At 64.8% G+C, this 24,930-nt stretch carries 32 protein-coding genes; 14 read left to right on the plus strand and 18 right to left on the minus strand.

What is annotated here, in order from left to right:
- Nucleotides 1–84: 84 nt before the first annotated feature.
- The 4 genes from panD to XH92_RS25860 all read right to left on the minus strand — a co-directional run bounded on the left by panD (nt 85) and on the right by XH92_RS25860 (nt 3,325).
- Nucleotides 85–474: an aspartate 1-decarboxylase gene (gene panD, locus XH92_RS25845; RefSeq protein WP_194454629.1), complete on the minus strand. Its 390-nt coding sequence runs from the start codon at nt 472–474 to the stop codon at nt 85–87.
- Nucleotides 475–1,002: 528 nt separating this feature from the next.
- The gene (locus XH92_RS25850; RefSeq protein WP_246788585.1) at nt 1,003–1,398 is read right to left on the minus strand and encodes a lysozyme inhibitor LprI family protein; all 396 of its coding nucleotides are present in this window, start codon (nt 1,396–1,398) and stop codon (nt 1,003–1,005) included.
- 97 nt (nt 1,399–1,495) lie between these two features.
- A complete protein-coding gene (locus XH92_RS25855) occupies nt 1,496–1,765 on the minus strand; it encodes a DUF2312 domain-containing protein (RefSeq protein ID WP_194461420.1) in 270 nt (89 codons plus the stop codon).
- 435 nt (nt 1,766–2,200) lie between these two features.
- Nucleotides 2,201–3,325, minus strand: coding sequence for a metallophosphoesterase (locus XH92_RS25860; RefSeq protein ID WP_194461421.1), 1,125 nt, complete (start codon nt 3,323–3,325; stop codon nt 2,201–2,203).
- Nucleotides 3,326–3,714: 389 nt separating this feature from the next.
- On the opposite strand from XH92_RS25860, the gene XH92_RS25865 reads away from it, so the two are divergent.
- Nucleotides 3,715–4,497: a hypothetical protein gene (locus XH92_RS25865; RefSeq protein WP_194454630.1), complete on the plus strand. Its 783-nt coding sequence runs from the start codon at nt 3,715–3,717 to the stop codon at nt 4,495–4,497.
- A 544-nt stretch (nt 4,498–5,041) separates the two neighbouring features.
- Nucleotides 5,042–6,037: an LLM class flavin-dependent oxidoreductase gene (locus XH92_RS25870; protein ID WP_194454631.1), complete on the plus strand. Its 996-nt coding sequence runs from the start codon at nt 5,042–5,044 to the stop codon at nt 6,035–6,037.
- 12 nt (nt 6,038–6,049) lie between these two features.
- Here XH92_RS25870 and XH92_RS25875 read toward each other — a convergent pair whose 3' ends face one another.
- A complete protein-coding gene (locus tag XH92_RS25875; protein ID WP_194454632.1) occupies nt 6,050–7,195 on the minus strand; it encodes a S1C family serine protease in 1,146 nt (381 codons plus the stop codon).
- A gap of 270 nt (nt 7,196–7,465) precedes the next feature.
- On the opposite strand from XH92_RS25875, the gene XH92_RS25880 reads away from it, so the two are divergent.
- On the plus strand, nt 7,466–7,810 hold the full coding sequence (locus tag XH92_RS25880; protein ID WP_194454633.1) for a zinc ribbon domain-containing protein YjdM: 345 nt from the start codon (nt 7,466–7,468) through the stop codon (nt 7,808–7,810).
- 134 nt (nt 7,811–7,944) lie between these two features.
- Here the strand turns inward: XH92_RS25880 and XH92_RS25885 are convergent, their stop codons facing one another.
- The 4 genes from XH92_RS25885 to XH92_RS25900 all read right to left on the minus strand — a co-directional run bounded on the left by XH92_RS25885 (nt 7,945) and on the right by XH92_RS25900 (nt 11,975).
- Nucleotides 7,945–9,228, minus strand: coding sequence for a cystathionine gamma-synthase family protein (locus XH92_RS25885; protein WP_194454634.1), 1,284 nt, complete (start codon nt 9,226–9,228; stop codon nt 7,945–7,947).
- Between the two features lie 266 nt (nt 9,229–9,494).
- Nucleotides 9,495–9,755 carry a PepSY domain-containing protein gene (locus XH92_RS25890; protein ID WP_194454635.1) on the minus strand — a complete coding sequence of 87 codons (261 nt, stop codon included), beginning with the start codon at nt 9,753–9,755 and terminating at the stop codon, nt 9,495–9,497.
- Nucleotides 9,756–9,885: 130 nt separating this feature from the next.
- Nucleotides 9,886–10,644: an ROK family protein gene (locus XH92_RS25895; protein WP_246787624.1), complete on the minus strand. Its 759-nt coding sequence runs from the start codon at nt 10,642–10,644 to the stop codon at nt 9,886–9,888.
- 395 nt (nt 10,645–11,039) lie between these two features.
- On the minus strand, nt 11,040–11,975 hold the full coding sequence (locus XH92_RS25900; protein ID WP_194454636.1) for a LysR family transcriptional regulator: 936 nt from the start codon (nt 11,973–11,975) through the stop codon (nt 11,040–11,042).
- A 112-nt stretch (nt 11,976–12,087) separates the two neighbouring features.
- On the opposite strand from XH92_RS25900, the gene XH92_RS25905 reads away from it, so the two are divergent.
- Nucleotides 12,088–12,888, plus strand: a complete 801-nt coding sequence (locus XH92_RS25905; RefSeq protein WP_194454637.1) for an alpha/beta fold hydrolase — start codon at nt 12,088–12,090, stop codon at nt 12,886–12,888.
- A gap of 168 nt (nt 12,889–13,056) precedes the next feature.
- Here the strand turns inward: XH92_RS25905 and XH92_RS25910 are convergent, their stop codons facing one another.
- Nucleotides 13,057–13,725, minus strand: a complete 669-nt coding sequence (locus XH92_RS25910; protein ID WP_194454638.1) for an FMN-binding negative transcriptional regulator — start codon at nt 13,723–13,725, stop codon at nt 13,057–13,059.
- An 85-nt stretch (nt 13,726–13,810) separates the two neighbouring features.
- Nucleotides 13,811–14,053, minus strand: a complete 243-nt coding sequence (locus XH92_RS25915; RefSeq protein ID WP_194454639.1) for a hypothetical protein — start codon at nt 14,051–14,053, stop codon at nt 13,811–13,813.
- Nucleotides 14,054–14,457: 404 nt separating this feature from the next.
- Between XH92_RS25915 and XH92_RS25920 the strand changes: the two genes are divergently transcribed.
- The 7 genes from XH92_RS25920 to XH92_RS25950 all read left to right on the plus strand — a co-directional run bounded on the left by XH92_RS25920 (nt 14,458) and on the right by XH92_RS25950 (nt 17,617).
- A complete protein-coding gene (locus XH92_RS25920; protein ID WP_016840760.1) occupies nt 14,458–14,631 on the plus strand; it encodes a hypothetical protein in 174 nt (57 codons plus the stop codon).
- A gap of 10 nt (nt 14,632–14,641) precedes the next feature.
- Nucleotides 14,642–15,514 (plus strand): pyridoxal kinase PdxY, encoded by an 873-nt coding sequence (gene pdxY, locus XH92_RS25925; RefSeq protein ID WP_194454640.1) that lies wholly within the window; start codon nt 14,642–14,644, stop codon nt 15,512–15,514.
- A gap of 17 nt (nt 15,515–15,531) precedes the next feature.
- Entirely contained in the window at nt 15,532–16,158 is a 627-nt protein-coding gene (locus tag XH92_RS25930) for a LysE family translocator (RefSeq protein WP_194454641.1), read from the plus strand.
- Nucleotides 16,158–16,502 carry a tRNA-binding protein gene (locus XH92_RS25935; RefSeq protein ID WP_194454642.1) on the plus strand — a complete coding sequence of 115 codons (345 nt, stop codon included), beginning with the start codon at nt 16,158–16,160 and terminating at the stop codon, nt 16,500–16,502. Before XH92_RS25930 ends, XH92_RS25935 begins: the two co-directional genes overlap by 1 nt.
- Before the next feature lie 141 nt (nt 16,503–16,643).
- On the plus strand, nt 16,644–16,874 hold the full coding sequence (locus tag XH92_RS25940; protein ID WP_194454643.1) for a hypothetical protein: 231 nt from the start codon (nt 16,644–16,646) through the stop codon (nt 16,872–16,874).
- A 9-nt stretch (nt 16,875–16,883) separates the two neighbouring features.
- Nucleotides 16,884–17,057 carry a hypothetical protein gene (locus XH92_RS25945; protein ID WP_194454644.1) on the plus strand — a complete coding sequence of 58 codons (174 nt, stop codon included), beginning with the start codon at nt 16,884–16,886 and terminating at the stop codon, nt 17,055–17,057.
- A 323-nt stretch (nt 17,058–17,380) separates the two neighbouring features.
- Entirely contained in the window at nt 17,381–17,617 is a 237-nt protein-coding gene (locus XH92_RS25950; RefSeq protein WP_194454645.1) for a hypothetical protein, read from the plus strand.
- Between the two features lie 138 nt (nt 17,618–17,755).
- On the opposite strand, the gene XH92_RS25955 is transcribed toward XH92_RS25950, so the two are convergent.
- Together XH92_RS25955 and XH92_RS25960 are read right to left on the minus strand one after the other, a co-directional pair.
- Complete coding sequence (locus tag XH92_RS25955) at nt 17,756–18,277, minus strand: DUF1993 family protein (RefSeq protein ID WP_194454646.1); 522 nt, start codon at nt 18,275–18,277, stop codon at nt 17,756–17,758.
- A gap of 170 nt (nt 18,278–18,447) precedes the next feature.
- Nucleotides 18,448–18,633: a hypothetical protein gene (locus tag XH92_RS25960; protein WP_194454647.1), complete on the minus strand. Its 186-nt coding sequence runs from the start codon at nt 18,631–18,633 to the stop codon at nt 18,448–18,450.
- 158 nt (nt 18,634–18,791) lie between these two features.
- Between XH92_RS25960 and XH92_RS25965 the strand changes: the two genes are divergently transcribed.
- The gene (locus tag XH92_RS25965) at nt 18,792–19,520 is read left to right on the plus strand and encodes a bifunctional 2-polyprenyl-6-hydroxyphenol methylase/3-demethylubiquinol 3-O-methyltransferase UbiG (RefSeq protein ID WP_194454648.1); all 729 of its coding nucleotides are present in this window, start codon (nt 18,792–18,794) and stop codon (nt 19,518–19,520) included.
- 2 nt (nt 19,521–19,522) lie between these two features.
- On the opposite strand, the gene XH92_RS25970 is transcribed toward XH92_RS25965, so the two are convergent.
- Both XH92_RS25970 and XH92_RS25975 read right to left on the minus strand, forming a co-directional pair.
- On the minus strand, nt 19,523–19,729 hold the full coding sequence (locus XH92_RS25970) for a hypothetical protein (protein WP_194454649.1): 207 nt from the start codon (nt 19,727–19,729) through the stop codon (nt 19,523–19,525).
- A gap of 307 nt (nt 19,730–20,036) precedes the next feature.
- Complete coding sequence (locus XH92_RS25975) at nt 20,037–20,618, minus strand: septal ring lytic transglycosylase RlpA family protein (protein ID WP_194454650.1); 582 nt, start codon at nt 20,616–20,618, stop codon at nt 20,037–20,039.
- A 386-nt stretch (nt 20,619–21,004) separates the two neighbouring features.
- On the opposite strand from XH92_RS25975, the gene XH92_RS25980 reads away from it, so the two are divergent.
- Nucleotides 21,005–22,087: a hypothetical protein gene (locus XH92_RS25980; RefSeq protein WP_194454651.1), complete on the plus strand. Its 1,083-nt coding sequence runs from the start codon at nt 21,005–21,007 to the stop codon at nt 22,085–22,087.
- A 63-nt stretch (nt 22,088–22,150) separates the two neighbouring features.
- Here the strand turns inward: XH92_RS25980 and XH92_RS25985 are convergent, their stop codons facing one another.
- Nucleotides 22,151–22,780, minus strand: a complete 630-nt coding sequence (locus tag XH92_RS25985) for a L,D-transpeptidase (RefSeq protein ID WP_246787626.1) — start codon at nt 22,778–22,780, stop codon at nt 22,151–22,153.
- Between the two features lie 176 nt (nt 22,781–22,956).
- Here XH92_RS25985 and XH92_RS25990 point away from each other — a divergent pair, with 176 nt between their 5' ends.
- Nucleotides 22,957–23,337, plus strand: a complete 381-nt coding sequence (locus XH92_RS25990; protein WP_194454652.1) for a hypothetical protein — start codon at nt 22,957–22,959, stop codon at nt 23,335–23,337.
- A 12-nt stretch (nt 23,338–23,349) separates the two neighbouring features.
- On the opposite strand, the gene XH92_RS25995 is transcribed toward XH92_RS25990, so the two are convergent.
- Both XH92_RS25995 and XH92_RS26000 read right to left on the minus strand, forming a co-directional pair.
- Nucleotides 23,350–24,132 (minus strand): SDR family NAD(P)-dependent oxidoreductase, encoded by a 783-nt coding sequence (locus XH92_RS25995; RefSeq protein WP_194454653.1) that lies wholly within the window; start codon nt 24,130–24,132, stop codon nt 23,350–23,352.
- A gap of 32 nt (nt 24,133–24,164) precedes the next feature.
- Entirely contained in the window at nt 24,165–24,755 is a 591-nt protein-coding gene (locus XH92_RS26000) for an NADPH-dependent FMN reductase (RefSeq protein WP_194454654.1), read from the minus strand.
- Nucleotides 24,756–24,930: the final 175 nt, after the last annotated feature.

Raw genomic sequence — 24,930 nt, forward strand, 5'->3', positions numbered from 1 at the left:
AATCCGCCACATCGCTAGCAATGCTCGCGGTGGTTACGCATCGCTAAGCCGCGCTACACAACTGACGACGCGGCGTAGCTCGGCCTACACCTCCACCAACACACCACCGGACGAGACTTCACCCGCTTCCACCCGCCGGTTCCCCTCATCCACCATCACCACGCGCGGCCGGAACCTGCGCGCCTCCTCTGCGTCGAAGCCGGCATAGGCGACGATGATCACCTTGTCGCCGGCCATGGCGAGGCGCGCGGCGGCGCCGTTGAGGCCGATCGTGCCGGAGCCTGCGGGCGCCTCGATCACATAGGTCGAGAAACGCGTGCCGGTGTCGATATTGTAGATGTCGACGCGTTCGTTGATCAGGAACCCGGCGGCCTCGATCAAATTACGGTCGATCGAGATCGAGCCCTCGTAGTGCAAGTCCGCTTCGGTGACGCGCGCGCGATGAATCTTGCCCTTCATCAAAGTCACTTGCATCGAGGCCATCCCGTATCGTTGCGTCGGAATTTTCCGAGGCCGCCAATACGGACCGCGCGGCTCGCGGTCAATACGTGTTGCGCGACCGGCACGTCGCGGCGCCTCCGTGCGTCGACAGGTTTATTCTGGGATCGCCGATTGCGTTGGTTGGATTAGGCTGCCTGTCGCGGCACCGCTGAAATAATCGCGCTGCAATTTGTCCCTCAGGGAGCATGGCATTATCTTGCCATCGATTGGCCGGCAGCGGGCGCTTCTCACTTCAGCCAATCCAGCAAGACAGGCTCTATGAGGACGAAAGTAAGTATTCCGGAGCCAACGACCGCTATCGCCCAGAGCCTGCTCAGTTGGCTGGACCTGAGGTCGCCCTTTTCCCTGCGTGCATCCGCCCAAGGTGTCGCCCACCGTTCGTTCAACATCGCCACTGCGAGCGAAGCAGCAAGGGCGATCAGCACTGCGGTGGTTTTCATAGGGCTCGACACCAATTGCGTTGTTTGTCTGTCGCGCTGCCCGATTGGCTGTTTATGCCGCCTACTGGCTGGCGCGCTTTTCAAGAAGCAGCGTGCGGTCGGCGATGTCCTTCAATTCGAACGCCTGGGAGTCGAGGAACGCGACGGACCCGTTGTCGGGGTCCGCGGCGAGGCGATGGGTTTCACCCAGATGATGCTTCAGCCAGGCCCGCTGCTCGGTCTGCAATTGCGCGTGCGCCTCGCCCTTCGACTTTGCGAGAAGCGCTTGATAGGCGGTGTTGAGCCTGATGTCCCACTGCTCGATTGCGGCCTTGCCGCACGCGAGCATCTTCGTTGACACCCCTTCGGCCTTGTCCATGCACGCATCATACTCAGTGTTTTGCTGCGCGCGCACCGACAAAGTCCCGAGCACGAGCGTAGCTGCAGCAATGACAAGCCTTCGCGACAGCATGACCACGTCCAAATCAACTCACCGGCATCGCGGCGGGTTACGCTTCGCTAACCCGCCCTACTCGCTACTGCTTATTTATGGAAGCGCACGCGCGCGCCTCCGCTCACGCCGCCTTCGCTTCCTTGTCTGCCGGCGCGGTTTCCATGGCGCGCATGTAGAGATCGAGCAGGGATTCACGCTCGTCGCGCTCGTCCTGGTCCTGCTTGCGCAGCTTGATGATCTCCTTGAGGATCTTCACGTCGAAACCCTCGCCCTTCGCCTCCGAGAAGACTTCCTTCTTCTGCTCGCTCAGTTCCGCCATTTCGGTGTCAAGGTTCTCGATCCGCTCGACGAAGGAACGAATTTTTCCGCCGGGAATGGTGATGTCAGACATGGTGCCTCTTTGCTGAATGAGGTCGTGAAAATGAAAGCAAAGAGATGACCAATGTCTTAAGCCACGCGATCGCCACGACGTGTTCATAGCTTGAATCATGCATTGCTTCGCTTCGCTCGCGACGAAACGATGAACGCAGCTCTGATAGATCATGTCGCGAGAACGCAAAGCTGCGCCCTCACCCACACCGTCATCGCCCGGCCTGTGCGCAATTGCGCACATGGACCGGGCGATCCAGTACGCCGCGGCCTCCCGGCTCTAGCACCGGCGTCTCTGGAACACTGGATCGCCCGGTCGAGGCCGGGCGATGACACCGACCTAGCTGTTTGACAGGGTGAATCAGGCGGATCCGTCATCCCCGCGAGCATCGCCCAGCGGCGGAGGTATTTTTGGGACGACGGCGCAAATCGCATCATCGCATGCGAGACAAATCAATCAGGTGCCGCCCGCCACCCGCAGCGTAATCCGGGTCAATTCGGACGGCCGGCCGAGCCGCAAGGCAAAACCCGGCCACAGCGCGGTGCCGTTGTTGACGTAGAGCGTCATGCCGTCGACGTCGTAGCGGCCGGAGACGAAGCCGGCATTGGCGGGCGCGGCGAGGCGATCGATCCCCCAGATCAATCCGCCATGGGTGTGTCCGGAGAGTTGCAGCGCGACGCCGAGCCGGGCTGCGTTGCGTGCGTCACTTGGCTGATGGTCGAGCAGGACGACGGGCGCGCCCTCGGGGGCGCCGTCGAGCACCGCGGCAAGGTCGCGGATGGAATGCCCCCGGTGGCGCGACGCGCGGTCGGTGATCCCCGCGATCACAAGCTTGCCGCCGCCGCGTTCGAGCACGATGTGCCGGTTCTCGAGCGAGCGCAGGCCGAGCGCTTCGTAGTGTGCCATCCACGCGTCATAGCCGAAGATATATTCGTGATTGCCCGAGATCACGTAGACGCCATCGGCGGCCACAAGATCGCGCAACGGCTCGATGTCCTTGCGCCGCGCATCGATGCTGCCGTCGATCAGATCGCCGGTGATCGCGATCAGGTCGGCGCCGAGCTTGTTCGATCGCGCGACGACCTCGCGCGCCCATGGCGCGGGAAACAGCCGGCTGATGTGCAGATCGGTCAGTTGCAGGATGGTGTAGCCGTCGAACTCTTGCGGAAGTCCTGGGATACCGACCTCGACGTTCTTCAGCGGCGGAATGCGCATCGCCTGCTGCACGCCGATCGCGGCGGCTGCGGCCGCCAGCGCCGCGATTGCGTAGCGGACGCCGTCAGGCGCGCCGACGAAGCCGCCGTGGATCAGGGCTGCGACCAGCAGCCCGGCATCGAGCGCCAGTTGCAGCAGCGCCAGCAGCAAGATCGCGCCGAACGCCCAGTTGAACAGCACGACCACCGGACGCGGAAACTCCGGCGCGAATTCCGATCCCGACGACAGCCTGTTCCAGCGGTGAAATTGCAGGGCGACCAGCACCAGCAACGCGGCGACGATCTTTGCCGGCAGCGGCCAGTCGAGCGGCCAGATGAAGCGGGCCAGGATCAGCAGGCTGGTCAGGCCGAAGATGAGTTGGGGAATAGGTCTCGCTCCGGATCGGATCGGTGGGCTGTGCGGTCGGCGCCCAGCAAAGTTAGGGTGGGTCGGCCGCAGGCGTAAGCGGCCATCATCAGCACATTTTCGGCAAGTTGCGCCGCACTGAGGCGCCCTGCGCGCGTGGCCTTGCTGTGGTGCAAGGCTGACGCTGCCGCAGCCCTCGTCCCAGCAACGCCGAAAGCCACGTTGAAGCTTTGGCGGAGGTCTCCAGGCACCTCCCCGTCGCATCATCAGTCGCGCCTTCGGAAATAGAACTTGAACATCGCTCATTTCCATGCCAAATATTGAACATTGTTCATTTTTGGGAGCCGACGATGCACGCGACCTTTCGGATGGACGGATTGACCGGGTCCGAGCGGCCCGTGAAACCGTGGATGAAAGTCGCCCCGGCGATCATCACGATCGGCATCATTGCGGCATTCGCGGTGCACGGACGCATCGCGCAGCCGGCCCACTACAACGATTTCGCCGACCACTCGGCCTTGTTCGGCATCCCCCACGCAGCCGATGTCCTGTCGAACGCAGGCTTCGCGCTGATTGCGATCTGCGGCTGGCTGACGCTGCGCCCTCACCGCAGCAGCGACCGGCTGCGCGCCGGATGGCCGGGCTATCGCCTGTTCCTGATCGGCCTGTTCCTGACCGCCTTCGGGTCCGCCTTCTTTCACCTTGCCCCCGGCAATGGCCGCCTGACCTGGGACATGCTGCCGATCGCGCTTGCCGGCGCCGGCCTGCTGGTCGGCGTCCGCGGCGACACCCAGCCGGGATCGAAGACGAACCCGGGATCGAAGACCAACTTCGAAGCGATCCTTCTCGGGCTTTACGCCACCGCCAGCGTCGCATGGTGGGTTTATACCGACCGGCATGGTGCGGGCGACCTGCGGCCGTATCTGCTGCTGCAGGTGCTCCCGCTCCTCCTGATCCCGCTGTGGCAGGCGATCTATCGTGCGCCGCGCACCGAACGCATCGCGTTCGCCGCCGCGATGGGGCTGTACGTCGTGGCCAAGGTCGCTGAGGTGCTCGACCATCAGATCGCAGACACGCTTCAGTTCGTCAGCGGACATACGTTGAAGCATCTGCTCGCGACGGCCGCCACGGCTGCCATCGTCTGGGGCGTGACGCGACGATTTTCCGGCAGCGGCGGTCGAAAGCGAGCGTAGCGCCAAAGGCGCAATCCACCCTTTCCTCGCCTGGATTGGCCGTTATGCTTCGCTACGAGTCTCAAGCCAATCCCGTCATCCTGAGGTGCGAGCGGAGCGAGCCTCGAAGGATGCACGGCCACCAGCCGGGCCGTCGACCCTTCGAGACGCCGCTACGCGGCTCCTCAGGGTGACGGTGATAGCATGTGGAGCGACTTGTCCGCCGTAGCTCGAAGAGCGAAGGCGATACCCATCGCTTGCTCACCAAGGTCACCCCTACGTGATCTGCATAATTTCGGAATAATGGAAACGTACCGCTGAGTTGCCCGACGCGTCAAGTCGCTTCTCCGGGTCGCCGCGGCGACTGCTACTTTGCATGGGGTTGTTTTCGATATTTTGGGACGGGTAGCTTTGCCGCTTCACGCATCTCGGTCGGATCAGGCGGATTGACCCGGTTGGCGACCGTATCCATATGCATCTGCATGAACCGGCTGCCCGCCGTTTCGCCCCCACCTGGACACAGCCAAATACCACCGGCTCCCGTCCCCAACGTTCCGGAGCCCCCGTGGCCGCCCTCTCCATTCTCGATCTCGTCCGCGTCACCGAGGAAACCGATGCGCGCGGCGCGCTCTACAATGCGCGCGATGTCGCCCGCCATGCCGAGGCGCTCGGCTATCGCCGGATCTGGGTGGCGGAGCACCACAACATGGCGGGGATCGCGAGCGCCGCGACGTCGGTGGTGATCGGCCACATCGCGGCGGGCACCAAGACCATCCGGGTCGGCGCCGGCGGCATCATGCTGCCGAACCACGCGCCCTATGTGATTGCCGAGCAGTTCGGCACCTTGGCGCGGCTGTTCCCTGACCGGATCGACCTCGGCCTCGGCCGCGCGCCGGGCACCGACCAGCTCACCTTGCGCGCGCTGCGCCGCACGCCCGAATCCGCCGAGAACTTTCCGCAGGACGTGCTCGAGGTGCAGGCCTTCCTCGCCGCCGCCGGGCCCAACCAGCGCATCCAGGCGGTGCCGGCCGCGGGCACCGACGTGCCGCTGTGGATCTTGGGATCGAGCAATTTCGGCGCGATGCTGGCCGGCGAGCTCGGCCTGCCCTACGCCTTCGCCTCGCACTTTGCCCCCGAGCTGCTGCTCCAGGCGCTGCAGATCTATCGCGCGCGCTTCAAGCCGTCGGAGCAGCTCGAGCGTCCGTACACCATGGTCGGCGTCAACATCATCGCCGCCGACACCGACGCGGAAGCGCGGCGGCTTGCCACCACGCAGCAGATGTCGTTCACCAACATCTTCCGCGGCGCGCGCGGCCTCAGCCAGCCGCCGATCGACGACATCGAGACCTACTGGTCGCCTTCGGAGAAAGTCCAGGCGATGCGGATGCTGGAGCGCTCCATCATCGGCTCGCCCGCGACGGTGCGCGCCGGCATCGATGCGCTGGTCGCGGAGACCGGCGCCGACGAGTTGATGATCGTGTCCGACGTCTACGATCACCAGAAGCGGCTGCGCTCGTTCGAGCTGATCGCCGAGGCCGGCGGGATCACGCCGCAGGCATAACCCACAACGCGATCACTTCGGCAGACCGGCAGGCGCCTGCGACTGCGCGAGCTGGCCCAGCGTCACGCTCAGCGAGTTCTGCGCCTTGTCGCGCACCATCGAAAGCTTGACCGAACTGCCGGGCGCCGCCGCATAGACCTTCCTGGTCAGTTCGTTCGCGCTCTTGATCGGCTCGTCATTGACCGAGGTGATCGCGTCGCCGCGCTTCAGTCCGGCCTTCGCAGCCGGGCCGCCGCTCTGCACGCCGACCACGACCGCGCCGCGGAGACTGTTCGCGCCCAGGCTCTCGGCAACATCGGGCGTAATCGATTGAACCTGGGCTCCCATCCATCCGCGCGTGACCGCGCCCTTCTCCTTCAGCTGCGGGACCACCGTCTTCACGGTGTCGGCGGGAACGGCGAAGGCGACACCGACAGAGCCGCCCGAGGGCGAAACGATCAGGCTGTTCACGCCGATCACATCGCCATGCGCATTGAAGCTCGGTCCGCCGGAATCGCCGCGATTGATCCGCGCATCGATCTGAACGAAATCTTCCGAAGGTCCGCTCTCAAGATCTCGCGCACGGGCCGAGACGATGCCCGCGTTGACGGTGTTGCCGAGCCCGAATGAATTGCCGACCGCAAGCACCCAGTCGCCGGCGCGCGGCGCTTGATCCGCGAGCCTGACAAAGGCGAAGTCGGTCCGCCCGTCGACCTTGAGCACGGCCAGGTCGCTGACCGGGTCCTTGCCCACGACTTTCGCCTTGTAGACCTTGCTGTCGCTGGTGCGGACGTCGGCTGCATCGCTGCCGCCGAGCAGATGATTGCTCGTCACCGCATAGCCGTCCGCGGAAATGAAGAAGCCCGAACCGATCGAGGTCATCTCGCCCGACCCCGGCATGCTGCCCGGACCGCGCCGGCCGGGACCGGGAGCAAGCCTCGGCGTGTCCTGGTCGGGCGATCCATCCGGCTCGGCGGACTGGCCGGGGGAATTGTCATCGTCAGCCGCAACCACCTTGGCGTTCACGCCGATCACGGCCGGCCCGACCTTCTCCGCAAGATCGGCAAAACCGCCAGGACCATCGCTGCGATGATCCGCGCTCGAATTCAGCGGCTGGGCATGGGCGATGCTTGCAACAACCAGCACTGCCGACGCGAAGGCGGCGCTTGCGACCGACATGCGAGGGCGGACCAAAGCCGGGTTTCCGTGAATCATCTTTCGCATCCATGTTTTGGATCAGCCAGGTTCTGGATCGGCAAAGCGCCGGTAAGGCCGCGATGCCCAGCGACAATTGGCAACGGAAAGCGGGACAGACCGTTCCACCGGCAGCCGCGTTGGGCAGGAAACTCGCCGCCTCCGCGCTCTTGGCAGACAAATCGGCAGGTTTTCGCTTGCTTTGCCCGCACACGCCCCTACGGTGCGCCCGCCACAATGGGGACGATCTCGACTATGGACGCTGCCACGAACTGCCCGAAATGCAATTCCGAGCATGCCTATCAGGATGGTGCTCTCTGGGTCTGCCCGGAATGCGCCCATGAATGGAGCGCCGAGGCGGTCGCGGTAGCCTCGCAGGAGGCAGGCGTGCGTGATGCGCACGGCAATCCGCTGGCGGACGGCGACAGCGTCATCGTGATCAAGGATCTCAAGGTCAAGGGCTCGTCATCGGTCGTCAAGGGCGGCACCAAGGTCAGGAACATCCGCCTCACCGAGGGGAGCGACGGACACAACATCGCCTGCAAGATTGACGGCATCGGCGCGATGAACCTTAAGTCCGAGTTCGTGAAGAAGGCCTAGCGAGCATAGTGTGTGAAGCGGATTAGCCGACTACGTTCGCCGTAGCTCAACCAGCGAAGGCGGAAGGCGCAATCCGCCGTTTCTCGCGTGCCATCGGCGAGTTTACGTTGCGCTAACCCGCCTTGCGCGTTTGGCTACACCCTACTCAACGCCTGCGCGATGTCGGCCACCAGGTCGGACGGATGCTCGATCCCGATCGAGAGCCGGATCGTGGTATCGAGCACGCCGATCTTCTTGCGGATATCGGCCGGCACGCCGGAATGCGTCATCGTCGCCGGCAGGCTCGCAAGCGACTCGGTGCCGCCGAGGCTCACCGCGAGCTTGAATATCTGCAAGCTGTTGAGGAATTTCTCCGCCGCCTGCTGCCCGCCGACGATGTCGAACGAGAAGGTCGAGCCGGCGCCGCTGCTTTGGCTGGCGAACACACGCCCCGCCGGTGACGCCGTGTCGTGATGACCGAGATAATGCACCTGCGCCACCTTGGGATGGTCGCGCAGATAGTCGGCGACGATGTGCGCATTGCGGTCGGCCTTTTCCATGCGCAGGCTCAGCGTTTCCAGCGAACGGCTGATCATCCAGCAGGAATGCGGATCGAGCTGGGTGCCGATCGCGCCGCGCAGCGCCTTGACGTCCTTCATCAGTTTCTTCGAGCCGAGCGCCGCGCCCGCGATCAGGTCGGAGTGGCCGCCGACATATTTGGTCAGCGAGTACAGCGACAGGTCGGCGCCGTGCTCGATCGGGCGCTGAAACACCGGCCCGAGCAGCGTGTTGTCGCAGGCGATGATCGGGGTGAAGCCCTGCGCCTTGCCGATCGCGTCGGCGATGCGCCTGGTGAGCGCGATGTCGACCAGGCCGTTGGTCGGGTTGGCCGGTGTCTCGATGAAGATCATCGCGACGCGGCCCTTCTTCATCGCCTCGTCGGCGGCGGCACGGACGACGCGCTCGTCGAGGCCGTCGGCAAAGCCCACGGCCTGAATCGAGAACGCCGCCAGCGTCCTGGTGAACAGCGTCTCCGTGCCGCCATAGAGCGGCTGCGAGTGCAGGATCACGTCGCCGGGCCGCGCGAAGGCGAGCACCGTGGTCGAGATCGCCGACATGCCTGACGAGAACAGCGCGCAGCTCTCGGTGCGCTCATAGATCGCAAGCCGGTCCTCGACGATCTCGCTGTTCGGATGATTGAAGCGCGAATAGACCAGTCCCGCTCCCATGCCTTCCGGAGGCTCGCGTCGTCCCGCAACGAAATCGAAAAAATCCTTGCCGTCCTCGGCAGTCCTGAACACGAAGGTCGAGGTCAGGAACACCGGCGGCTTGACGGCGCCCTCCGACAGCTGCGGATCGTAGCCGTAGTTGAGCATCTGGGTTTCCGGATGCAGCAGATGGTTGCCGATGTGGGTCTTGGACGGAAACGGTTTTGTCATGGCCGGTCTCCTTGATATCGAAACCTTTCGAGGGACCATCGCACGGGCGGCAGGCCCTTCAGAATCTGCCGCAAGCATACTCCACCTTTGTGCCATTCAGCCAAAGCACGGCGGAAGACATCTCTGGATAACGAACGGCCGGCGTGCGCCCTGCGCCGCCGGCCGTTCGAAAAACCGTTGCCCGCATCGTGCGTGCGTGATGTCACTCAGCTGGCGACGTCAGGACGATCGCCGACACGGCTGCTCACGCTGCGGTGAATACGCGGCTACCAGCCGCGCTCCACGTTGCGCACCTCGCCGGTTCGCGCGTCGACATCGACCTGCATCCAGCGGCCGAGCCGGTCGCGGCCTTCGACTTCCCACTCGTCGCCGAGGAACTTGGTGTTGGACACCGTCACGACGCCGAGACTGGTCGCGACGTCAAGAGCTGCCTCCATCGAGATCTGACTTCCGGAATCATAGGCCATCGCCGGCGTCGCGAAGCCGATCGCAATGGCCGCGATAGCGGGAATAATGAAGTTTCGCATGGTTCACTCCTCATGGAACGGGATGTTATGCCGCGTAAAACGAGCGGCAGACCCGATCAGTTCCAGGAACTGCAACCACGGAGCAGCGCGAAACTTCAGCAGTTGAGACAATTTGGTGACGGTTCCGGTTTCATCGACGCGCGTTGCGCGGCTTGCGCGTCGCGTTCTTCCACATCCGAAAGCCGCCCTCGAATGCGTTGGCGTTGTCGCCGAACCTCACTTTCGGTGGCGGGTTGTCGACCTTGTCGGCATTGCCGCCGCCGAGCACGATGTAGTCGGGCTCCAGCGCTGCCGACAGCCGCGCGATGACGTCGTCGACGCTCTTGCGCCATTTCTTCCGGCCACGCCGCTCGAGGCCTGCGGCGCCGACATAATCCTCGAACGTCGCGTCCTTGCGATAGGGCAAATGACCAAGCTCCATCGGCTCAAACACGCCCTCCACGATCATCGCCGAGCCGAGCCCGGTGCCGAGGCCGAGAAACAGCATCCGCCCGCCCTGATAGCTGCCGATCGCCTGCATCAGCGCATCGTTGACGACTTTCACCGGCCGGCCGAACGCGCTGTGAAAATCGAAGCCGGCCCAGCCACGGCCGAGATTGTGCGGCTCGGTCAGCGGACGGTTGTGAACCACCGGTCCGGGATAGCCGATCGAGATCACGTCATAGGACCAGTCCCTGGTCAACGCCTTGACCTGCCGCACCATCTCGGTGGCGGACAGCGTTGGACCAGACTCGAATTCGCGCTTGATGCGCTCCTTGTCGGTCATGATCTTCACATGCGTGCCGCCGATGTCGATCGCCAGCACCGTCCGCCGTGACGCCGGTGTTGCTGCCGTCTTGCTTGTTCTCTTGCTAGCCTTGTTGGCTTTCTTCTTGGTTTTCCTGGCCATCGATCCGCTCTCCCGCGTGCGCCAAGTGGAGCAGAGAAACGCATCAAGCGCCACAGCCCCGTTCTGCATCTGACTCCAGTTTGTTCGCGAAGAACGAATCGGAATCGAGAAAATCGGCGCGGCTCAAGCATTAACAGGACGTATGCATCCGCAGCATCCGAGCAGCCGATGTTGTACCGAGATGGGATAATTGCTCCCGGCGCGAAATATCCCGGCGTACTCCTGACGCATTGCGTTCGATCGCTTCAGCGATCAAGCGACGACTCGCATCACAATCATGTTCCCCATCCGACTCCAATTTGTTCGCGGGGAACGAATCAGAATCGAAAAATCAGTGCGAAGCGATTCTTAACAACACGTTTGCGCAAAGACGGTGACTCACGCGAAGCCTGTCATCACCCGCGCTTTGGGCGGTGGCGTTTGCTGCCCCGCCCTGCGCGCGGCGAGAGCCGCCAGCCATCCAGATGAAGCCACAGCGCTTCCGCGACCGGTCCGTGCGCACGCTGCCGATGGCGGACCGCCGCCAGATTTTCCTCGCGGCCCGGAAAATTCGGTCCCGCGATGCTGATCAGTTGGCCGTCCCTCAGCTCATCCTCGATCAGCCACGCCGGCAGATGGCCCCAGGCGAGGCGATGCAGGATCAGCTCCTTTTTCATCATCTGATCCGGCACGGTGCACCGATGCGCGCCGTCGATCAGGAAGAAGTCTTCCGATGACGGTCGCCGCGCCGTGTCGCGGATCACGCACTGCGTGAAGGGGCGCATCCGCTCCGGCGTGACCCGCTTGGTCCACGCGAATGGCAAAAATCCGGGAGCGACAACCGGCACCATGGCCGTGGTCGAAAGCTCGATCTGCTCGAAGCGCGGATCGGACGGGTCCGCGCAATGAAATACGAGGTCGGCGTCTCCATCGGCCAAGCGCTCGAGAGGCCCCCCGACGGCCTCATATTCCAGATGCAGGCGTGTGTTGGGATAGCTGGCAAAGAACCCCGAGAGCATTTGCAGGACGGGCGGCCGTGGGCAGAGGTCACCGATGACGACACGCAGAACAACCTCGTCGCCGCTGACAAGCTGGTCCGCATAGGTCTGCAGCAGATCGAGCTCGCGCAGCGTCAGCCGCGTGCGCTCGTGAAACGTCCGCCCAGCCTCCGTCAACCCGACGCGGTATCCGCTGCGATCGAACAGCGTGAGGCCGAGCTGCTGCTCGAGGCGCGCGACCGCCGCGAACACCGACGGGTGCGACCGGTTCAGGGCGGCGCCGGCAGCCTGGAAGCTTCCTTTGGTCGCGACCGCGTCGAAGCAGCGCAGGTCGTGGAGCTTGATCCTATCCATTGTCCGCAAATCCGATAGAGATTGGCCGATCTTAGTAATTTTCTTAGTCCAGCGCGAGCCCTAGCCTGGCTTCACGCGAAGCCGCGGGCTTCTACCAGAAGGAATTGACGAAATGGGCGACGATCAACACTTCACGACGAAGGACGGCTGCCGGATTGCGTACCGGATCGACGGTCCCGACGATCGGCCGGTGCTCGCGCTATCGAACTCGATCGCCACCAGCCTGCGCATGTGGGACGGCTCGGTGCCGGCCCTCGGCCGGTCGTTTCGCCTGCTCCGCTACGACACCCGCGGTCACGGCGGCTCGGACGCGCCCGTGGGAGCCTATTCGATGGACCGACTCGGCCGCGACGTGGTCGAACTGCTCGACCACCTCGCAATCGATCGCGCACATTTCCTCGGCCTGTCGCTCGGCGGATTCATCGGGCAGTGGCTCGGTATCTTCGCCCCTGAACGTATCGATCGCCTGATCCTCTCGAACACCGCGTCCCATCTGGCGTCGGAGTTGCCGTTCGACGACCAGATCCGCGCGGTGCTGGCTACCAGCGATATGGACGGAATCGCCGAAGACTTCATGCGCAACTGGTTTCCCGCGACGATGCTGGCTGCGCCGAACCAGATTGTCGACGAATTCCGCAACATGGTACGCACCACCCCGCCGCGCGGCCTCGCCGGCTGTTACGCCGCCCTGCGCGACGTCGATCTTCGCCGCACCATCTCGCTGATCGCGGCGCCGACGCTCGTCATCGGCGGCGAGAGCGACACTGTCACGCGGGCCAGCCACAGCGAAGCGATCGCGGCGAGCATCACCGATGCAAAGCTCGTTCTGCTGCCCGGCGTTCACATTCTCAACGTGGAGCAGGCGGATCGATTCAACAGCGAGGTCGAGCGCTTCCTGCACGGCGCACCCTAACTGTTCCCCATCCGACTCCATTTTGTTCGCAAAGAACGAATCGGAATCGAGCAAATCGGCGCGAGACAATTCTTAACAACGCGTTTGCAACTTCGATCGTGATCGACTGTGTAGGGCGGATTGGTGCAGGCGTCATCCACCGTCGGTCCGCAGCACGTCGGCGGCGGGTTACGCTTCGCTAATCCGCCCCACGCATTGTCCAACCTCATACGCAAGCTCCGGCCGGAGCGCGCGCATCTTCTCCGCAAGCCTGTGGCTTGAGGTCTCCTTTGCGTGTGCGAGCCGGTTGACGAGCGCGACATAGTCCGCATCGCTCTTGTGCTGGTTGAGTTTCGATTGGCCCTCGATCTCGTCGACGACCAGATCGATCACCCTGATCCCCGCCAGCATCGCCTCGCGCTTGCCGGGCTCCATCTGCGCGAGGTCCCATGGCTGCTTCGGCAGCCGCGCCTCGGAGACCGCGAGCAGCGCGTCGCCGTGGCTGCGGTTGTCGTCGAGCCCGCGCAGATGCGCGATGCCGGACAAATGCACCGCCTCGTAGAGCCAGGTCGAGACGTTATCGCGCGAGACGTACCAGTCGTTCGAGATGTAGGCATCGTCGCCGGCGACGATCAGCAGGAAGCGCCTGACGCCGTCGGCCAATTCGACCAGCGGGTTCTTCGCGGTGAGATGGATCTGCACGATCACGCGATCCTCGCGCCGCTCGATCACGAACGGCACATGCGACGCCCGCGGGCCGCGCGCGTCGGCGGCGACGATGGCGCCGAAACCGCGCGCCGCCGCAAACGCCAGCGCGTGGTCGTCCTCGATGCGAAACTGGGGACGGAGGATGTGCATGGCGGCGGCGCTCGCGGCTGGAGGGAGACGACCCAGCGAAGCTAGCGCAACTTTTGCCGGAGATCACCGCCATGCACCGTCCGGCTCAGCAGATCATCGCATTGTCGCCGTTGTCACAGACGCCGCCGGGCTGATCCCGGGGCAGCGTTTCGAACTCACCGAAGCGCGGCACGGCCACGCGCGGCGGTCCGCCGCCCCAGCGGCCGGCGGCCGCGGCATGTCCCTTCACGAACGCGGATGGGCCGGGCGGGACTTCGCGCGCCATGGCCGATGTCGTCAGCATGCCGAGGGCGAGCAAGCCCGCCGCGACGTATTTGATCGTGGTCATCAAGCGTCTCCTGGTGAATTCAACAGGATGCGATCGTCTCGCCGGCCTGCTGAAGCGCTTTCGCTAGAACCATGACGAGCGGCGCCACCGGATTATTCCGCGACGGCGCAGCGAATTTGCGCGTCCCGCAGTCCGGTTCCACACATTCGGTTGATCGGTGCGTGACCGACCGCCTCGGACAGATCGTGTCGCCAGAATGCAGGTGTGTGACTCACCGGCGGCACCACACACCCAATGTCGTCCCGGCGAATGGGGAGGAACGCGCGCAACTCCCTCACCGTCATCCTGAGGATGACGGGTCTATAAGGACGTAGCGATACCCGAAGGCTCACGTCTACCGTTGAACTGACAGTAACTCGCGGGTTACGCTGTCACCATCACGCCCTCCCGCTGGAAGGACCACCATGAACGGCAATCGATATTATGGCGTCCGCGTCGAGGGTGCGAAATACGGCGTGGGATTCGGCTCGGCGCTGGCGATTGCGATCTCCTACACCAAGAACCATTCGATCCTGTGGGCAATCATCCACGGTATCCTGGGCTGGCTCTACGTGATCTACGCCGCGCTGTTCGGGTGATGCGAACAAGATGACCGTCATCTCGATCCAGTCGCAGGTCGCCTGGGGCCATGTCGGCAACAGCGCGGCCGCCTTTCCGATCCAACTGCACGGCATCGACGTCGTCGCGGTGCCGACCACGCTGCTCAGCAACCGGCCGGGCTATCCGACGATCCGCGGCCGCGTGCTAGACGTCCAACTGGTCGCCGACCTCTTGCGCGGCATCGAGGAGCGCGGCGCGGTCGAAAGTGCCCGGATGGTCCTGTCCGGCTATCTCGGCTCGGCCGACATCGCGATGGATGTCGCCGACTTCGTCGCCCGCGCGAAAGCGGAGAACCCGGCCCTGCTCTATTGCTGCGATCCCGTGCTCGGCGACCGCGACCGCGGCATGTTCGTGCGAGCCGATATCCCGCCGCTGGTGCGCGACCAGCTCTGTCCGCTCGCCGACATCATCACGCCCAACCATTTCGAATTCGAATTCCTCTGCGGCGCGCGCGTGGCGACGATGGATGACGTCATCGCGCAGGCGAGCGTGCTGATGGCGCGCGGCCCTGCGACCATCGTCATCACCAGCGCCGAGCTTGCCGGCACGCCCCACAGTGAGATTGAGACGCTGGCGATCGAACGCACCCAATCCGGCAAGACGTGCGCCTGGCGCGTGCGCACCCCGCGCGTGCCGATCAGCCCGTCCGGCACCGGCGACCTGTTCGCCGCGCTGTTCGTCGCCGCCCGCGTGCGTGGCCTCGCGACGCCGGAGGCGCTCAGCCACGCCGCGTCCGGCATCCACGGCGTGCTGGTGCGCACGGCGGAGCGAGGAACCGAGGAAATGCGCATTGTCGAAAGCGCTGAGGTGATGCTTGATCCGAAGCCGCGCTTCGCGGCGGTCGCCATCCCTGCATCCTGACATCCGGGACATTATTCATGATCGACATCACCACCCTCCTCACCTACGCCGCCGTCGTGCTCGGCCTGTTCCTGATCCCCGGGCCGGCCGTGCTGCTCGTGCTCGCGCGTTCGATCACCGGCGGGCCGCGCGTCGGCATTGCGACCGGGTTCGGCATCGCGCTCGGCGACCTCGTCCACACCGCAATGGCGACGTTGGGCCTGTCGGCCGTGCTGATGACCTCGGCGCTGGCGTTCTCGATCGTCAAATATGCCGGCGTGATCTACCTGATCGTGCTCGGCGTCCGCGCCTTGTTCGAGAAGAATGCCGACCTGCATCTGCCGGCGGCGCAGCCGGTCGACCCGCGTCGCGCATTCCGGCAGGCGATCTGGGCCGAAATGCTCAACCCGAAGACCGCGCTGTTCTTCCTCGCCTTCCTGCCGCAGTTCGTCCATCCCGGCCACGGTTCGGCCGTCGCGCAGTTCGCGACCCTCGGCCTGATCTTCGTCGCGATGAGCGCGGCCTACACCTCACTACTCGCGCTCGCCGCCGGCCAGATCAGCCCGTGGATCCGGCGGCATCGCCGCATCGGCCAGTGGCAGGGCCGCGTGGTCGGCACGATCTACATTGCGCTCGGCGTCCGCCTCGCGTTTCAGGAGCGCTGATGTCTCCGCTCAAGCCGCAAGCCACATATGACGACTTCGCCCGCCTCGATATCCGGATCGGCCAAGTGGTCGAAGTGCAGCCGTTTCCGCGCGCCCGCAACCCCTCTTACAAGGTCGGCGTCGATGTCGGTGCCGGGCGGATCATGTGGTCGAGCGCCCAGATCACGAATTACGAGCCGGCGGCGCTGGTGGGCTCGCAGGTGGTGTGCATCTGCAATCTCGGGCCGAAGAACATCGCCGGCTTCACCTCGGAGCTGCTGATCCTGGGCGCCAAGGACGCCGGCGGCGAGGTGATCCTGCTCGGCCCGCGCAGCGAGGTCGCGATCGGTGAGCCGATCTTCTGACAGCCCGTGCAGATCACGGCCGCGTGATTCAAATTGTCTGAAATCCCCGTAGTTTACCGATGGGGGATCACCCGGATTCTAAGTGCCCGCGCGCGCTGCTATTTCAGCGCACGAGAATCGCTTCGGCATGGGAATCGGAAGATGTCCGCAGTTTTCTTTCACTGCTCTGACGACAAGCACGTCATCCTGGATCGCATCGGCGCCGCGATGGATTTTTCGGAGGCGCGGGTGCATGCGGAGCAGCTGGCGCGCAGCTTTGTCATGACGCCGAGCGCGGAAGATTGGCGCAACTGGGCAGTCCACGTCACCGACGATATCGGGACCGAGATCTTCGAGCTGCCGTTCACCGCCATCCTTGGCGAGCTGCATTGAGGGCGTGCCATGAATTCGATGGAACTCGCCCTGCAGCCGTTGCGCCGCCACCTCGCCCGCCTCGTCACGCGCTGTGTGGCGCTGATCGAGGGCGTCATCAACCCCTATCGCCCCGAGCTGTACTACATGCGTGGGCCCGGCCCGAAATGCCGCGCCAGGCGGCAAGCCACGTTGCGCGACTAGCTCGAGGGTTTGGGTGACGAGAAAAGGCCGATGGGCGTTACGCCACCGGCCTTCTCCTGCGGCTGCCGGTTCCCGGAGCCCGGTTCCACCGCAATTCCACTGGTCCCAAGCTTGCGACGACAGTTTTAATCAAATCTTAACGGCACAGCGGTGAGCTGGCTCACGGGACTCCTTCGCCGTGCGACGCGTGCAGCCTCGTTCATCGTGCTTGAAGCGTTGCACATCGTTTTTGTGCCAATCGCTCGACGATTGTGCGCGATGCATCTTAGGGAATGCTCGACTCAGTGTTACCCTGTGATGCAAACCGAAACGGAGAACTTCGGATGCCGTACTACACCTTCGATCTCGTGGTGGGGGACGAGTTCCGCAATCAAGGAACGATCATCCTCGAAGACATCAGCCTCGCTTCCGATCGGGCCGATCAGCTCGCCAGCGAACTGTCGCAGGTCAAGCCGGAGTTGAAGGCGCGCGGCTGCGCCGTGCGCGTCACCGACATCGACCGGCGCGAGCTGTACCGGACGCCGCTCGATCCCGTGCCGCGCTGGCGCAGGATCGGCTAGCGTCGGCCGGCTTCGGACTCTGCTGACCGCGCTTGTCGGCGCGCGGTCTTGGTTGTGCTACGCACCAGCGGCTTTGGTCTTGCTGCGCACAGCGGCTGATGTTGCCGTAGCTGCGAGATCAATCCACGTGTGGCTCGATCACTTCTTCATATTTAACCGGCCGATGAAGTCACGTTTGCCGAGCGGCGCGCCCTTGTGGCGGAGGATGTCGTAGGCGGTGGTCGAGTGGAAGAAGAAGTTCGGTAGCGAGAACGACATCAGGAATCCCTCGGCGGTGAACGGCATCGACCGCTCGCCGACCTTGAACGTCACTTCGCGTCCGAGCAACGCATTGACCGCGTCCGGCGTTAAGGCCGACAATTCGCTGTAAGCGTCCTTCACCAGCGCCTGCAAGGCGGCGTAATCCAGATCGGGCTTGCCGGACGGCGGGACGAACACGCCGTTCTTGGCGGCTTCCATCGCGCCTCGAGAGTGGTGCGCGAGCGAGACCACCTGAAAGCGGAACGGCAACATGTCCGGAAACAGCCGGGTCTCGACGATCTCGGCCGGATCGATGCCGTTGTCCTTGAAATGCGCGAGGCTCTTCTCGAGGAAGCCCGAGGCGGCACCGAGGATCTGCAGGTAGTTGGCAACGGTCGCGTCGTAGAGTGAAAAGGTCATGGCGAATTCCCCCATATAGAAAATGTTGTCTGCTGCTTGCCGGACCAGAGTTCCCGGAATTTCCGGCAAAGGCAAGCAGCCTTGGGGCTTCGCAAGCTTTGGGGATTCGCAAGTCGAAGGCTCCAGCGCTCAGCGCCGGATCATTCGATCAGGTGTCGCGGCTTCGGCCGTCAGCTCTGATGCGGTCCGCGCATCATTTTCAGCGCGTCCTCGATATGACGCCAGTCACGCGCGTCTTCGGTCTCGCCCTTGGCCTCGCAGGCCACAGCGTTCTGCGCGGCCTGGGCGATAGCCTCGGGGCCGTGCTTCAGCAGCATCTGCCGCGCGATGGTGTGGATCTGCATTTCAGCTATCATGGCGCTCTCCTCGGCTGTCGAGTGCTGACAGCAAAAACCGCCGAACGCCGTATCTGGTTCCCGCAGCGCCGCCGGGCGCGACACAATCAGCGGTTCCCACCCGCCGCGGCGGCGGTTACAGAGAGGCGACTTCCGTTGCTTCCCGGGTTGCCGCAGCCATGGCGCAGAACATCTATGACGATCCCGGCTTCTTCGCCGGCTACAGCCAGTTGCCGCGGCAGGTCCGCGGACTGCTCGGCGCGCCCGAATGGCCCGCAATCCGCGCCATGCTGCCCGACATTGGCGGCAAGCACGTGGTCGATCTCGGCTGCGGCTTCGGCTGGGTGTCGCGCTGGATGCGCGAGCAAGGCGCCACCGGCGTGCTCGGCATAGACCTCTCGCAGAACATGATCGCGCGCGCCACGGCGATGACGCAGGATCCGGCCATCGCCTACGAGATCGCCGACCTTGAAACGCTGGAGCTGCCGAAGGCCACCTTCGATCTCGCCTACAGCGCCCTCACCTTCCATTACATCAGGGACTTCGATCGCCTGGCGCGCATGCTGCACCGCGCGCTGGTCCCGGAGGGGCAGCTGGTCTTCACCATCGAGCATCCGATCTATATGGCGGCCGCCCATCCCGGCTGGGGACACGACCGGGATGGCCGCAAGACCTGGCCGGTCAACCGCTATTTCATCGAAGGCGAACGGCGGACCGACTGGTATGTGAAGGGCGTGCTGAAATATCACCGCACCATCGGCACCACGCTCAATGCGCTGATCGGCGCCGGCTTCACGCTTCGCCAGGTCGAGGAATTCTCCCCGACGCGCGAGCAGATCAAGGCCATGCCGGAACTCGCCGACGAACTCGAACGGCCGATGATGCTCCTGGTGTCGGCGCAGCGCTGACCTTACGCCGCGAGCAGCTTGTCGAATTCCTCGGGCGGGTATGATTTTCCGTCCTTGTCGGTGATCACTACCTGCCACCCCTCGCTCGCCCAGACCTTGGCCTTGGCGATGATGATGAAGGTGCTCTCCCGCTCGATCCTGACCGTTTCGTTCTCGCGTTCTGCGATCATCTTGTAAGCCAACGCTTGTCCCTCGCCGACGTCATTCATTCGGCGGCTTGTTGGCAGCGGCGTTGGGCCGCAATTCGCCGGGAGCGTGACAATTTGGTGGACACACAGGCACCGGATGCGGCAGTGCGCTGCCCGCAAAGAAAAACCCCGCCTCAGTGGAACGCCAAGGCGGGGAAGGTTCATTGGGTAGAAATCCACGCGCCTGGAAGAGCAGAGCGCGGGAAGTAGCGGCAACAATTCTATTGGGACGGGTGGTTCGGACAACAGGATTAATGCGCGCACGGCGCCGGGACTTTTTCCCGATCTGCCCGGCAAAAAATCCCGAATCCACCTCGTTCGATGCGGCCTACTGCACCACGTCGAGCCTGACGTTCGCGACGCCCTTGCCGATCATGCCGAGCGACTGTGCGGCAGAATACGACACGTCGACGATGCGCCCGGGAACGTAAGGCCCGCGGTCGTTGACACGCACGGTGACCGAGCGGCCGGTCTTGACGTCGGTGACGCGCAGCTTGGTGCCGAACGGCAATGTCGGATGCGCGGCGGTCAGTTCGCGCGCGTTGAACTTCTCGCCGCTCGCGGTCTCCTGCTCGTCGCTGTAGAAGCTCGCGACGCCCTGCGATGCAACCTTGGTACCGCCGCCTTTGCGCGCGGCGTAAGGCGCATGCCGCCGCGCGGTTGCGACATGAGTGCGCGTCGCCGCTGACGCAGCCCGCGTCGGCTCGGCCGATACCGGCCGGCTCGCGAGCGCCTGCGAACGCTGGCTGACGACGGAGGACTGCGCACAGGCCGCAAGCGACGCGGCGCCGATCACGACGGCGAACAGCCGCAGCGGCGTTCGGGCATGCGAAAACAGGATCGGAGGCGCAGCGCCGCGCGCGCTGCGTTTGACGCCGACGTACGAGATGACTGCATCGTCGCGTGACATGTTGCACCCCCAACTTGCGCCCCCAGCCCAAGCCGAAAATCCAACAACTGCCTATCAGCCGAATCCAATCGGGGCGGAACGGAGGCGGAATGCGGCGGGACGCACCCCGCACGATGCGATTCCCCCTTGGGTGTGGTGGATCCGCAACACAACCCTCAACAGCGGGACGCTGGAGATGCCGCTCGGGGCCTGGGCTGCGGCCAGCGCTCCGATGCCGGCGTGATCCGCCCCGGCATCGGTTCCCGAAACTCCCCAACCTCTCCACCCTCTCGCCTTGCTTTGGTCAAACCGGACTGGAGTCGTGGGGCCCGGGTCAGGGGTCGATACAGAGCTCAAATTGCCGGCCGCCCATTTGCGGTTGACCTTGGACTGAAACGGGGACCGCCATGCAATCGACACTGAAAGACGCAGATCCGCACGATATTTTCGCGATCGAACCGAGCTTCGCTCCGGCACGCCCGGACAATGCCGCCGCGCCTGCAGCCGGCGCCAAGGCAGGGCCGCGCGAGCCGTGGTTCGGCCCGAGCCTCGCGCCCTCGTCCGCGCCACACGTCGCGCCCGCCGCTACGGTCGCCTCGGCGCCATCAGTCACGCCGACGCCAATGACGCCGCCGCCGGCCGCGCCGGAGTACAGCACGGCAAGCCACGACGGCAGGCTGGACGACATCAGGCTGGAGCGCGGGCCGCGTCCCACCAACAAATGGGCGATCCGCGCCTTCTGGTTCGTGTTCGCGATCGTCGGCGCCATGGGCACCGCGGCGTGGCAACACTACGGCCATCGCGTCAAGCAGGTGGTGGCGGAGTATGTGCCGCAGGTCGAGGCGCTGACGTCGCTGCTGCCGGGCAAGGCCGCTCCCGCTGCCGACCAGACGAGCCCGCCCGCGCAGGCGGCTGCCGCCGATCAGCCGGCTGAGGCTGCTCCGGCGGCTCCGCCGCAAGATGTCGCCACGGCGCAGCCCGCTCCTGCTGCTGCGCCGGCGGCCGCAGCACCCGCTGCCGCAGTTGCGCCGGTTGCGGCCGCCGCCCCGGCAGCGCCGGCCGCCGTGGTACCCGACCAAACGCAATTGCTGCAGTCGATGGCGCGCGATCTCGCCTCGATGGGACAGCAGATCGAGCAACTCAAGACCAGCATCGATCAGCTCAAGGCCAGCCAGGATCAGCTGACGCAGCGGGTCGCACGGACGACCGAGACCCGGGCCGTCGAACCCCGGCCGGTCGCACCGCGCCCACGTGCCGCGATCACCCCGCCGGCAGCACCGCACGCGGCTGTTGCGCCGCCGCCGGTGCGCCGGCCGGCCCAGGCCTATATCCCGCCGCCGCCTGCATCAGCGGCCCCGCTGCCGGCACCCGTTGCGGCCTCCCCGCAGGCGGCCGCGGCACCGCGGCCCGTGCAACCGCAGCAGCAGTCCAATATCGTCGACGCGGATGATGGCGGCCCGGTGGTTCGGCCGCCGATGCCGCTGCGCTGAAGCTGAAAAAGAAAGCGGCCGATCGCGCAATCGCGATCGGCCGCTTTTCAATTGGCGAGCGAATTACGCGCTCTGTCCCGGCGGCAGCACGACCACGGTCGCGCCCGGCTTGACGTGCTGATAGAGATCGATGACGTCGGCGTTGTTCATGCGGATGCAGCCCGACGAGATCGCCTGCCCGATATATTCGGGCTGGTTGGTGCCATGGATACGGTACAGCGTGTCCTTGTTGCCCTGGTAGAGGTAGATGCCGCGAGCCCCGAGCGGATTGGCCGGTCCACCGGCGACACGCTTCGGATACGGCCCCAGCCGCTCCTGGATATCCTGGGTCGGAACCCAATCGGGCCACTCCGCCAGACGGCCAACCGTGGCGACGCCGGAGAAGGCCATCGCCTCCTCGCCGACGGCGACGCCGTAGCGGATCGCCTTGCCGCCGGGCAGCACGTAATAGAGGTAGCGCGCGTCGGTATCGACCAGGATCGAGCCCGGCTGCTCCTTGCGCCTGTAATCGACAATGTGGCGCTGGAACTGATCCGGGATCTTGGCCTCCGCATAGGGCGGATGCGCCAGCAATTGCCGATCGCGCGGCGTCATCGCAGCATCCGTCACCGGCGACAGCGTCGCCTGCATGCAGCCGCCAAGTGCAAGCGAACCCACCAGCACCGCAGCAAGCCCCAACTTCGACACGATCATTCTCCCCTGCGTCAACTTGTGGCACTTGCTGCCGAAATCGTGCTGAAATCGTGGCAGCTCGAACTGGAACACGGCCGTTTGATCGGTTCCTTCGGCAAGTGTGTCCTTCCGGTTGCAGTCGGTTCCGGCGGACGCTAGCCTTGCGACAAAATGGCTAAAACACCGGGAGGAATTCGATGCGTTACGCTCTGCTGATCGGCGGTCTGGTCGTCGCGGCTACACCGGCCCACGCCGATCCGCGCGCGGCCTATGTCACCATGGTGCTGCAGGCCTTCGCCGCCAAGGTCGAGTGCCCCGGCACCGATCTCGTCTATCAGGACCTCGTGCAGCGCGCGCAGGACATGCACCTTCCCGACGGCACCACCGAGCAGGTGCGCAAGGCGATCGCCTACATGCACACCGGCGGCAAGATGGGCGAGAAGCAGGCTGACGATCTGATGACGGAAGTCGCGATCGCGACCCAGACCACCGACCTCGACCAGCGCCGCGCCGGCAGCATGACGAGCTGGTGCCAGGACCAGAAGACGCGGCTCGCGGGCTACATCAGGACCAAGTAACAAGCTTCGCTCTCAATCGAGCTCCGGCGGCGCGAACCAGTTGGTCAGCGACAGGCCGCCGTCGACCACGATCGATGCGCCGGTGACGTAGCCGGAAAGCTTGTGCGAGAGCACGGCGAGTGCCATCGGCGCAAGATCGTCCGCCTGACCGAGCCGCCCGAGCGGAATATGCCTTGCCAGCGCGGGATCGGCGACGAAGCCGCCGGCCGCGATCGCACCGGGCACCAGCGCATTGACGCGGATGCCGTAGCGGCCCCAGCTCTTGCCAAGCTCCTTCACCAGCATCGCCATGCCGGCCTTCGCCGTCGAGTAATGCGGCAGGTTGCGCGGCGTGCCAGCATGCAGCGAGGTGAGCAGCAGGAACGAACCCGACGTCTTCGCCGCGATCAGCTTGCGCGCCAGCTCGCGCGACAGATGAAAGCCGGCATCGAGATTGACCGCGTGCATCTGCCGCCAGGTCTCTTCGTCGACCGCCATCGCGTGATCGGCCTCGCGGCGCGGCGGCGAGGCGCTATGGACGAAGTGCGTGACCTGCCCGAGCGCGCCTTGCGCATGCGCCAGCAGCGCGTCGCACGCCGCGCGCTGCGCGAGATCGCCGGCCCAGGGGACCGCAAGCTCGGGACGCGGCGCGGCCTTGATTGCGGCCAGGACCTTGTCCTCGTGCAGATCGGCGAACACCGTGCGTACGCCCTCGCCGACCAGGGCCAGCGCGATGGCCCGGCCGATGCCGTTGCCGGCGCCGGTCACCAGGGCGGCCTCGCGCGCGGGATCGAAGGGCGATGTGAAGAGGCTCATGATGCCTGTCTCCAGGGATTGCAGACCGGGGCTCAGTATGGCGGCGCCTTGCGCGCCCGCTGTGCCTTGGCGGCTTCGATCCACCAGGTGAAGTCGTCGGCAAAGCGCGGAAAGGCGCGTTCGAGCGACTTGCCGGCATCGCCGATCGGCTTGCCATCGGCCGAGAGCGTCTGCGCGATCGGCCCGGCGCTGATCGTGCTCGACACCACCACCATTCCCATCTCCGACAGCGTGCCGTGCCAGGCGGTCGCAGCGCGGGCGCCGGCGAACCGCCCGGCCGAGTAGCTTGCGATCGCCGCCGGGCGCCAGAACCATTCCTCGAGGAAATGATCAGTCAGGTTCTTCAAGCCGGGCTGGATGCCCCAATTGTACTCGCCGGTGACGAACAGGAAGCCGTCGGCGTCGCGGATCTTTCCGGCGAGCGTTTCGAGCACGGCCGGCGCCTGACCCTTGGGATGCTCCTTGTACATCCGGTCGAGCATCGGCAGGCCGACCTCCTTGGCGTCGATCAACTCGACGTCGTCGCCGCGCGCACGAAAGCCGTCGACGACGAAATGGGCCAGGCGGATGCCCATGCGATCCGAACGATAGGAGCCGTAGAGAACGAGAATGCGGTGGGTCATGGCGCGATCCTACCACGGCGCTGCGACAGCCGTCTTGCGGCCAGCGCGCAGATGTTAACCGGCCGTCCGGCGCGTTTTCCGACCATTAAGCAATTCGTCGCAGGCGCGGTGCCGCGGCCAAAAATCGCCGGATTTGTTTTCTGGATATGCATTCGCTTCGAGAAGGAGAACCCGA

It is taken from the genome of Bradyrhizobium sp. CCBAU 53421 (assembly GCF_015291625.1).
GTDB lineage: Bacteria > Pseudomonadota > Alphaproteobacteria > Rhizobiales > Xanthobacteraceae > Bradyrhizobium.